The sequence below is a fragment of the Companilactobacillus furfuricola genome (assembly GCF_003946325.1).
GTDB classification, from domain to species: Bacteria; Bacillota; Bacilli; order Lactobacillales; family Lactobacillaceae; genus Companilactobacillus; species Companilactobacillus furfuricola.
The window spans coordinates 1-9,693 of record NZ_RHNT01000072.1 but is presented as its reverse complement, the minus strand read 5'-3'; the positions used below and the strand labels follow the sequence as shown (position 1 = coordinate 9,693).

Below are 9,693 nucleotides of genomic sequence, written 5' to 3'. Positions count from 1 at the left end.
TTTAAGACAAAGTTGACGTCTTAAAGGTTTTTTTATCGAAATCACGAATGTGAATATAATTAAAAAAGATTATAAAACGCGCGAAAAATATAAGAAACTAATATTGGACTACCTATTAAATTCGAAAGAGCTGTTTCAATAAAGTTATTATGATCCTCATAACACAAATTCAAAAATACATTTTGTGATATTCTTGCTTGCGATATGTCTCGCTCTTATCTGAATAAGATGACATTTAATCTTATCAACAATATAGCTAATATAGCAAAAGCAGCTTAAAACATTCACAAAGCAGAATTTTAAAATAACACCGGAGAAAAATATTTTTAACTACTAATAAACACGTGAAATTAAGCTCAATTGGCGCTAAAAGCAAAGTTTTTCTCGATTAAGATCAAATAATTATGCAATCCAGGGCTTAGCATCAATCGCTTGCAATACAAAAACGTAAAATCATGATAGAATGAGCGAATAGAGTACTGCTGAAAGGAGGCGATAACATGGCAACTACGCGCATTGACGTTAAGCCTGCTGTCTTGCATTGGGTTCAAGAAGCATCTAATGGTACCTTGAATGAGGCATGGACAAATAAAATTGATAAATGGCTCAAAAATGAAAGTAAGCCGACCCTAAATCAGCTTAAAGATTTAAGCAAAAAAGCTCAGATTCCTTTTGGATATTTCTTTTTGGATAATACTCCTAAAGAGGATTTGCCATTACTGAAGTTTAGAACGATCAACAACATCGAGATAGATCGGCCTTCTCGCAACTTGGTTGATACTATTCACAGCATGGAGCTGAAACAGAGTTGGCTTAGTGAGGAACGTCAGAAAAACGGATATCCCTCTAGTTTCTTCTCTCATGGATTTAAGTATGTCGCGAACTATCGCAGTTTAAGTGATGAACAGATTGCCTTCAACATTATGAAAAGTCTAGATTTAAAACTAGGATGGAATGTTGGCTTGAAAAATCGCGAGGCATTCAATCTCTTACGAATGAAATTAGATCAAGTTGGCGTTATTGTCATGTATAGCGGAATCGTTGGTAGTAATACACATCGGCCGTTGGCTCAAGCTGAGTTTCGGGCATTTGCTATCGATGATTCATTCGCTCCCTTCATTTTTGTAAACTCTAACGACAGCTATAATGCCATGTTATTTTCTCTCGTGCATGAACTAACGCATATATGGTTTGGAACGTCTGAACTATATAATGATGATTATCAAGCTCACCGCCAATTCTTGAATCCTAAAACCGAGAAATATATCAATCGTATTAGCGAAGTCATAATATTTCCTGAGCCTTTGTTTACGACTGAGTGGCAGAAATACAACGAGAGCACCGAAGTTGACCAAATTATAGCAGTCGCCAAGCGATTTAATGCTAGTCCCTTGTCCGCTGCCATACGCTCCCTTCATCTGAAACTAATTACGCAAGAAACTGTTGATCAGCTTAAGAATGAACTCGATCGGGAATATCAACGTAACAAGGAATATCAAAGGGCTAAAGGTAGCGGTGGTGGCGAATACTATACAACGAAAGCGGCACAAACCGATTCCACTTTCGCTCGAGAAGTTGAGTGGAGCGTTAATAGTGGAACTTTAGGTTATAACACAGCATTTGAGTTAATGGGTGTCAGCAATAGTACTGCATTTGAAAAGCTACTGGGAAAAATTAAGGAAAAGGGGTGAGATATTGGCAAGTTCAACGAATAACGCAAAGTTTGTAATTGATAGTAATTCTTTTATCGCGCCATTCAAGCAGTACTATTCAATGTCTCACTTTCCAAGTTACTGGGCTTGGATTGAAGGCTGCCTAACAGGGACGTCGAGGGAGATTGTTATACCGGAAGTGGTTTACAAAGAATTATCTGGATCTGGGGACCAACTCTCGGAATGGATAGCTAACCGAATTCAACCTTGCGTGTTTAAAGGCTATGAAGCAGATTATCAATATTTAACACAGTATGGGAAAATCATGAACTATTTACAGACTTGCGGATACTATCGAACAGCCGCAATCGCAAACTGGAGTCAAGACTGGAAAGCTGATCCTAAATTGATTGCAATGGCAGCTGCCTATGGATGGCAAATCATTACCTTTGAGCAACCAGCGGGACAACTTAGCGCAAAGAATCCAATGAAAAAGGAGCCAAAGATTCCAGATGTTGCCAGTGTCATGGGAGTAGGATGCATTTCACTATTCCAGATAGAAGATAGATACCAGCTTTCGGTTTAGCTAACTTCGCTTTGCCGTGCAGCGTGAAAGGCGCAAGTGCGAGCAAAGGTCTGTCCGCGTCAGCCGGCCGTCCATACCCCCAGTGCTCTAACACGGGGATACTAAATACAACCAAATTGCCCGAACACAAGATGGAATTACTGATGTAACGGTGCTTCCGGTCAAAATGCGAAAATGTGGATGGCACACCAATTCACCATTTACAAAAAGGTGGCGAAACGTCAAATGCAGGGACAAGCCCTGCATTTGACGTTTCGCCGTCTTCATTATTTGCTACTTGGATAGGTGCGTGTATAGCGTGAAGAGCTTCGCCACACTGTTGATTTCGATCGTGGTCACCACGTTCATACCGTATGCGCGAATAACAGCGCGATCGTTGCTTTGGTGCGTCTTGCGCAATTTGCTCGAAAAGTTTGGTATATCAAGGATTATGTAAATAGAATGGGCAAACTTGAAAAAGACTATTTTGAAGGTAGTAAGTCTGTAGAGCAAGTTGGCCGTGGCATGCTAGGAACGAAGTCTATGAAGTACGCAATACAAAACGAGTTCAGATTGGGCATTGTGTTCCCATACAAAAAATCAAATTAAGAGGAACTAAGGTCATTGAATATAGAAAAGCTGCATTAATAGTACTAAGCCGAAAACGGCCACTAGGGTATACCCTATTGTGTAACAATTAGTTTATTGAAATCTCGGTATTTATGTATGACACAATAGAGTTGTCACATAAATACTTTAAAAAGGGAGTCAAAAAATTGAAAATAGGTTATGCACGAGTGTCTACCACTGATCAGAATTTAGATCGTCAAATCTTTGCTTTAAAAAAAGCCGGAGTTCAAAAAATATTTGAAGAGAAAATTTCTGGTAAAAACATGGAACGCCCAAAGTTAAAAAAAATGCTGGAGTATATTCATGATGACGATGTAGTTACAGTAATAAGTTTGGATCGCTTAGGGCGTAATTCGCGTGATTTAACAGATGTTATTGATAAAATCAGACGGAGAGGAGCAGTTTTGGATGTTCTAGATTTACCTACGTTTGCAGGTGTTGAAGACGGCAATTTAAGAGCTCTATTAACAAATCTTGTATTGGAAATATACAAATATACGGCAGAAGAAGAACGCCAAAAAATCTTAAAAAGGCAAAGTCAGGGAATAAAAATAGCTAAGACAAAGGGCATATATAAAGGAAGAAAAAAAGAATATGCTCCAAATGGTTCAAAACGCTTCATATATAATGGGGTTTTAAACGGAATAAAGAACGGAAAAAGTATTGCGCAAATTTCCAGAGAAACTGGTATCGGACGAACACAGGTTTATCGAATTCGAGACTATGCTAGGTCGATTAATGATTTATAGAGGATGATGAGTATATTGCAACTATCGTTATCAATGTTAATTTAAAGCATTTTATAGTTCTTAAAAAATTTCTTATAATAGATTTTCAATATCTATTGTGAAAAGTACTAGATATCAAAAGTATCTAAATATCTAAGTATCTTTGTATCTAAAGATACTTAGATACTTTTTAATAAAGCATATATAAATGGCAAGACCAATAGCTTAGCAGCTTAGTAATTTAAACATTAAACACTAGTTACATTATTAATATGTCATTTTAATTTTTATATCTAAATATCCTTGTATCTTAAGATACAAGGATATAGTACAATCTACCCTTTTTTAAATTAGGTATCCAATTAGAAATACTCAAGTGAGCTTAAAAAAATAGTTTAGTTCAAAAGTATCTTTGTATCTAAAGATATAAAGATATAAAGATACAAAATACGTTATTGGAATAAGTAAGTTCTAATAACGTATTTTTGAAATTGTATTACCGGTATTTAATTTCGATGCTATTCCTAATAATTTCTTGTTCTCTTTCAGTAAAGTGATTTTTTAGATATTCATTTACAGCCGTACTGACTAAACCATATGCTTTCGATTCTGGTTTATTTTTGTCGGTCATATTACACATTGTTTTTATTAAATCTAAGACAGGCGGAGCCACTTTAATATTTTTCCTCTCTGCTCCAGTCCATTTCTTTGTTTCGGTTGTTTTTGGATTAAGAGAAGATGTATCTCTACTGACATCAGCTGAATGGAGTGCTTCTGGTGATTCGGTTTCTTTATTTCCTCGATTAATTAAGCCCATTAACATCTAACCCCTTTCCAAGCTTCGTAAGTTTGTTGTCTTTTGTCAAGTAACGACGTTTGTATATGTAGTCAGATATATCTCCCTGAGTTTCAAAGGCTTGTATTCTTTCTTCTAATTCACAAAAAATATCCGCAAAAAGTGCAAACATTTTTTTGTCGTGAAAATCATTAAATTGTATACCTTGTGCTGTATACCATTCTAACCTTGCATGGTTTGAGATGATTGTGTTGAACACATTATCTTGACCAAAGAAAGAGACTGTGTCGTTAACAATTTTTTTGTGTAACTCTCTTCGATTCTGAAGGAGTACAGGCAAAACGCCTGCTACTTGTACTTTTACCTTCGATCCAAAATCATCAACCAAACTTTGTAGGTAAGAAAATACTAAACGTTTAGATCCATCAAAAGAGAATCGTTGTGTTTCTTGGACCACCACAACATAATCCGCACAAACCATTGCATTATCAACTTTTAAATCTGTTGAAGGTGGAACGTCTATAAATATATAGTCATAACGATCTTTGATGGCGTCTAATAGGGTTGACATATAAAAAGTACGGTCATAGATATTATCAAATTTTTCTATAAGAAAATCCCCGTATTTACGCATATCATATTTACAACCGATCAAATCGAGATTATCGCTTAATTCTACAATACCTTTACTTAAGTCGCCTATTTCTAAGCATCTCATAAGTGTGTAATCTATTTTCTTTAAATTAAAGGTTCGGCCTAAAAAATCTGTAGCGTTACCTTGTAAATCTGTATCAATCACCAATACTTTTTTATCAAATATTGTAGAAGCTACGATTGCTTCCATAACAGTATCAGTTGTTTTCCCAACGCCGCCTTTTTGTTGTGCGTTAATAATAACTTGTGGCATGTTTGCCTCCTAATATAAATAAGTAAATGATTTTTATTTTCTGTTAAAGTATCCTTTTGCACTTTTATTATAATATAAAAAAAAAATTTTACAAGGATAAAAAGATAAAAGTATCCTTAGATAAGTTTATCTTTTTATCTAAAGATACAAAGATATAAAAATATGGACAATAAACGGCGACAAATCAAGAAATACATTTATCTAAAGATAAAAAGATAAATGTATCTTTAGATATAAAGATAAAAAGATACTTTTATACAATAGTAAAAGTATCTTTTTCCAAAAATGCAATTGACATAGGTTTTTGGGTAGGTTATTGTAAGTGCAAAAGAAAATAAAAAAAGCCACTGTGAACTGGCATTCACAGCGACCCGCAAAAAAATATAAAGAAAATAAATGTTCATAAAACTTATTCATAGGATATTGTATGCTATTTTTCTCTAAAATTCAATACTGCTATAGAACATAGATAATGAAATGATTTGCGGATTAATATGGCTTTGAACGGCACATCTTGATTCTGTTAACTCTAAGTGGATCAGTGATATGCTGGTTCACTTTTTCTTTCGAGTTAATCAACGGCATTAACTACTATTTGTTTCAAAACAAATCTACCTTTGGTTAATATCGTTCTGAAAGGAGTGCAAATATTATGTCCGTAACGGAAAAATTAAGCTACAAATCTTGGTCTGCAATTAGTCTTATTTTACATAATGGTTTAAAAAAATATAAACCAAAAAATAGTAAACTAGTTCAACTCAATCAAGAAGTACATAACGATAATAAGACTGGTTCAATTGCTGTTTTTCGTAATAAATCATCAATGAGTCGTGACATGGGTTTTGTCGTGACTTCTGAAGAAGCATTAATAGAAAACATTGAGACACTAACACATTGGACACCTAATATCTTTAATTGGTTAGGATATGATAACAGCCGTAAACATATTAAAGGGCATTCAGAACGTAATCTAAGCCAAATTAATGCGTTTGTAGTTGATATTGATTTTAAAGATGCTCTAGATAGAGATCGAAACCTGAATCTGGTTAATAGCAGCATAGTCTTAGAGGACCATATTCTACCCACACTTGTCTTGAAAACTGATAAAGGGTATCAAATTTACTATATCTTGGATTGCCCAGCATTTTTATCAAAACATAAAAATGGTAGTATGCCTGTTTTAAGCGCGGCTAGAAAGATTTCTGAAAATATAAAAAGTACGATTATGGAAAAAATACCTGCTACTGATGTAGGATGTAATAGTTTTGGAATTTTTCGGATCCCGCGGGAAGATAATATTATTTTTTTTGAACCAGAATTGACCTACTCATTTGCTGGTTTTTTAATGTGGAGTAAGTCAGTCACACAAAAAAGTAAGGAAAAGCGTAAGAGCAATCTAAAAGTAATTAATAGTCCGCATTCTCAATATAGAAAACAAACCGATCAAGCTTGGTTTAGAATTATGTTGACAAAGCACAACATTAAACCAGGTCAAGGACTAGGACGTCACAATACTATACTTACACTGGCCTTAGCGTGCTACTCTTCTGGAAAAAACCAAAACGATGCCTTCAATTTATTAGATGAGTTTAATTCATACCTTGAAGATCCTTTAGACGTACGAGATATGCAGCGTTGCGTCCGTGACGCTTATTCTGGCAATTATAAAGGTGCATCTAAACTTTATATTGATGAATTAATAGATACCTGGGCAACACCTGATGAGAAGCGCATTGTGGTGCAAGAAAGTAACGTTCAATGGTACAAGTGGGCGAAGCCTCGCACAGAACGCGTCTATAGTCACGTGTCAGAATGGCTAAATGATGTGATTGAACTAATTAATAAAGTTAGCTCTGGAGCAGACAAAGTTATTATGTCAACCAGGGCTATTCGTGATGCTCTTGATATTTCTCCATCAACCTTGAATAGGGTGATGAAACAAGCCATTTCATCTAATAAGCTAATTGTAAAAAAGGGGAAAGGAAATCAAGCGTCACAAATTGCAACTTTAGAAATGGTATTAAGAGCTTTATATCGGAAAAGAGAAGCAGAATCAATAGCTTGGGTTAATTACCTTGAGGCTTTTTTGAAGTTACAGAATAGGCAGTATATTGAGGAACAAAGCGTATTTTCAGATGTTGAAGAAATTGATGATGAAGTAGATAGATTTGGAACCAATATAAGTACGGGGTGAAGTCTCTTAATTTAGTGCTACCAATTGCCATTAGATTTTTTATCTCTTAGATAGGTAGCGTCAAGAATCTTGTGTAAATGAAATGCCTTCGTACATATAATATGTATCTAACTTAAATAAATGCATCGTTTTATTGGCATTATCTTAAATGCTAAATACCGAGTTGAAAAGGATCATCAAGATATTGGGGTTCTAATCCCGCTTGACGACGAAGAACTAAAACCTTTGATGACTAAAGCCTTGAGACGCTACTTTAACGCCCTAAGAAGCAATGAGAAGCATATCAAGAACGTGGAGAACTACTTATACGGCACTATGCAAAACCTATTTGGGATTTGGTGGAATAAAAAAGCGGTTAGAAAATATGTGGCTAAGCACCCCGAAGAACAGAACACTGACAATGAGTGTTCTTGGAATTAAACGTCATATTAGCTCATTTAAGCCGTTTTAAGTGTTGCAGTGCATAAATATTAAAACTGTTTTAAAACCGCTTATAAGTAAAAATAGGCACCTTGAGTGGCCGAATTGGTGATAGCTGAACTAAAAAAATGGGATAGGAGCTTTTTAAATGACCAAATCCAGTGGGCAGTCGATATTCAAGAAATTTGGGAACAAGCAGCCCATAATCCAGATCCTGATAAACGCAAGTTGTTTGACGCGCTACACACTTAGATAAACGCCAAGAGCAAATTATCAACGAAAAGCATTTTGTGATTTAACATGAGTGAGCCAAAGAGAGACATCATCGTGGCTGGTAAAAGCGGCGCTGGTAAAAGCACTTTATATCGCGCGAGACCCGAATTATTTACTCACTCCAAACGATTAAATGCCGATGAAATCCTCCAAAAAATGGTTGTCGATTGGCATAAAAATCGTGATAACTTTAGGGGCAATGCGCGAAGAAATAAAACAACTCCACGCGGCTTTAAATACTGGGCAGAGTATTCATGTTGAAACAACCTTATCTGGTCAAGGAAAGGCACAATTAAATTTAATCGAGCGGGCTCACCAAAATGGTTTTGAGGTCACGCTTTTATACGTGGCGTTAAAAAACGAAAAAGTAGCAATTATTCGGGTTCATGAACGGGTCAAAAAGGTGGGCACGGTGTACCAGATGAAGTTGTTGAAAAACGTTATAGTCAATCAAATCATAATTTAGCAGCAGTCGCATTCAAAGCTGATAACGTCGTGATCTACGATAATAGCCAAAAATTTGTGTCAGTTTACAGACGAGATCATGACCAGGTGATCAAAAATAATTTGCGTGATTTTCCTTGGATAAATCCCAAAATTATTTTTGAAGCCGCCATTCAAAAATAACTAAATTCCTTTACTAAAAATAATTCGGATTTAAAAATTAGAAATCCCATGAATGATTCAGAAAATAAAAACGATCGGCCTAGTTATTAGGTTGATCGTTTTTGAGTTTATTTGGTTTATGGGTATTAACGTAATCGGCAAATATTTTTAAAAGCTCTTCGGTTTGTTCAACCGAGAGATTATCAGCTTGAAAGTATTTTTCTAGCAAAGCCCCTTTTTGAATTAATCGGCGAGAACGGGCTTTGCGGGCTTGCCGATTTTCGTAGTATTTAGATTGCCGTAATTTAAAATCTTCTCGCTCAATTTTTTGTTTTAAACGCGCTTGTTGCTCAACTAGTTTTTCATATTGATTAGGCATAGTCATTACCACCTAACTATTATCGGTTATTTTGAGATTGATTTAAAAAGGCGGCAACTTTTTTAGCAATCATTTTAATCTGTGGAGTAGTAAGTGTCCCATAATCCAAATTGGCTGATCTAATGATTTGCTTACCGAGATTTTGTTCAATTTTATTTTTTTCAGCTTTAATCTTTTGATTAAGCTGTTTTAATTTGGCTTCTTGTTTTTCTAAGTTACTTTGAGACATAATGATCCCTCCAATCGTATTAAAAATAATCACCGACACTATATCATACAGAGAACGTTAAATCAAAGAATAGAAGTTGAAATAGCGAAGCGGAAGGCATACACTATAAATAAATTTAGGGGAATCAGCAGGACGAGTGAAACGAGGTCAATGCGCACTTACACACAACAACTAAAGTTGGTTGTGTGTAAGTGCTAACCCCTTGTATCAGAAGTCGCCGTTGGCGACAACAAAAGGAAACCCATAAACCCAAAGAAAGGTGGTGACCGACATGGCAATTTTTCACATGAGCTTTAGTAATATTAGTGCTGGAA

General features: G+C 35.4%; 9 protein-coding genes and 1 pseudogene. 6 read left to right on the top strand and 4 right to left on the bottom strand.

Annotated elements, in window-relative coordinates; translation table 11 throughout:
• Positions 1-500: 500 nt before the first annotated feature.
• The 3 genes from EKM78_RS11895 (at position 501) to EKM78_RS11875 (ending at position 3,596) form a co-directional block, all read left to right on the top strand.
• Positions 501-1,691, top strand: coding sequence for an ImmA/IrrE family metallo-endopeptidase (locus tag EKM78_RS11895; RefSeq protein WP_010011588.1), 1,191 nt, complete (start codon positions 501-503; stop codon positions 1,689-1,691).
• A gap of 4 nt (positions 1,692-1,695) precedes the next feature.
• Positions 1,696-2,238 (top strand): DUF4411 family protein, encoded by a 543-nt coding sequence (locus tag EKM78_RS11890; protein WP_125772488.1) that lies wholly within the window; start codon positions 1,696-1,698, stop codon positions 2,236-2,238.
• Between the two features lie 701 nt (positions 2,239-2,939).
• Entirely contained in the window at positions 2,940-3,596 is a 657-nt protein-coding gene (locus EKM78_RS11875) for a recombinase family protein (RefSeq protein WP_055126654.1), read from the top strand.
• A gap of 475 nt (positions 3,597-4,071) precedes the next feature.
• On the opposite strand, the gene EKM78_RS11870 is transcribed toward EKM78_RS11875, so the two are convergent.
• On the bottom strand, positions 4,072-4,392 hold the full coding sequence (locus tag EKM78_RS11870) for a hypothetical protein (RefSeq protein ID WP_010625593.1): 321 nt from the start codon (positions 4,390-4,392) through the stop codon (positions 4,072-4,074).
• The gene (gene prgP, locus EKM78_RS11865) at positions 4,379-5,278 is read right to left on the bottom strand and encodes a ParA superfamily DNA segregation protein PrgP (protein WP_125772486.1); all 900 of its coding nucleotides are present in this window, start codon (positions 5,276-5,278) and stop codon (positions 4,379-4,381) included. Before prgP ends, EKM78_RS11870 begins: the two co-directional genes overlap by 14 nt.
• 652 nt (positions 5,279-5,930) lie before the next feature.
• On the opposite strand from prgP, the gene EKM78_RS11860 reads away from it, so the two are divergent.
• From EKM78_RS11860 to EKM78_RS13385, 3 genes and pseudogenes are all read left to right on the top strand, one after another.
• Entirely contained in the window at positions 5,931-7,472 is a 1,542-nt protein-coding gene (locus EKM78_RS11860; protein WP_125772484.1) for a primase C-terminal domain-containing protein, read from the top strand.
• A 120-nt stretch (positions 7,473-7,592) separates the two neighbouring features.
• The gene (locus EKM78_RS11855) at positions 7,593-7,892 is read left to right on the top strand and encodes a replication protein (RefSeq protein ID WP_125772482.1); all 300 of its coding nucleotides are present in this window, start codon (positions 7,593-7,595) and stop codon (positions 7,890-7,892) included.
• Between the two features lie 300 nt (positions 7,893-8,192).
• A pseudogene (locus EKM78_RS13385) lies at positions 8,193-8,882 on the top strand (ATPase).
• Here EKM78_RS13385 and EKM78_RS11840 read toward each other — a convergent pair.
• Together EKM78_RS11840 and EKM78_RS11835 are read right to left on the bottom strand one after the other, a co-directional pair.
• Positions 8,872-9,150, bottom strand: a complete 279-nt coding sequence (locus EKM78_RS11840) for a hypothetical protein (protein ID WP_125678503.1) — start codon at positions 9,148-9,150, stop codon at positions 8,872-8,874. The pseudogene EKM78_RS13385 and the gene EKM78_RS11840 overlap by 11 nt on opposite strands.
• A gap of 19 nt (positions 9,151-9,169) precedes the next feature.
• Positions 9,170-9,379, bottom strand: coding sequence for a hypothetical protein (locus EKM78_RS11835; RefSeq protein ID WP_057811787.1), 210 nt, complete (start codon positions 9,377-9,379; stop codon positions 9,170-9,172).
• Between the last annotated feature and the right edge of the window lie 314 nt (positions 9,380-9,693).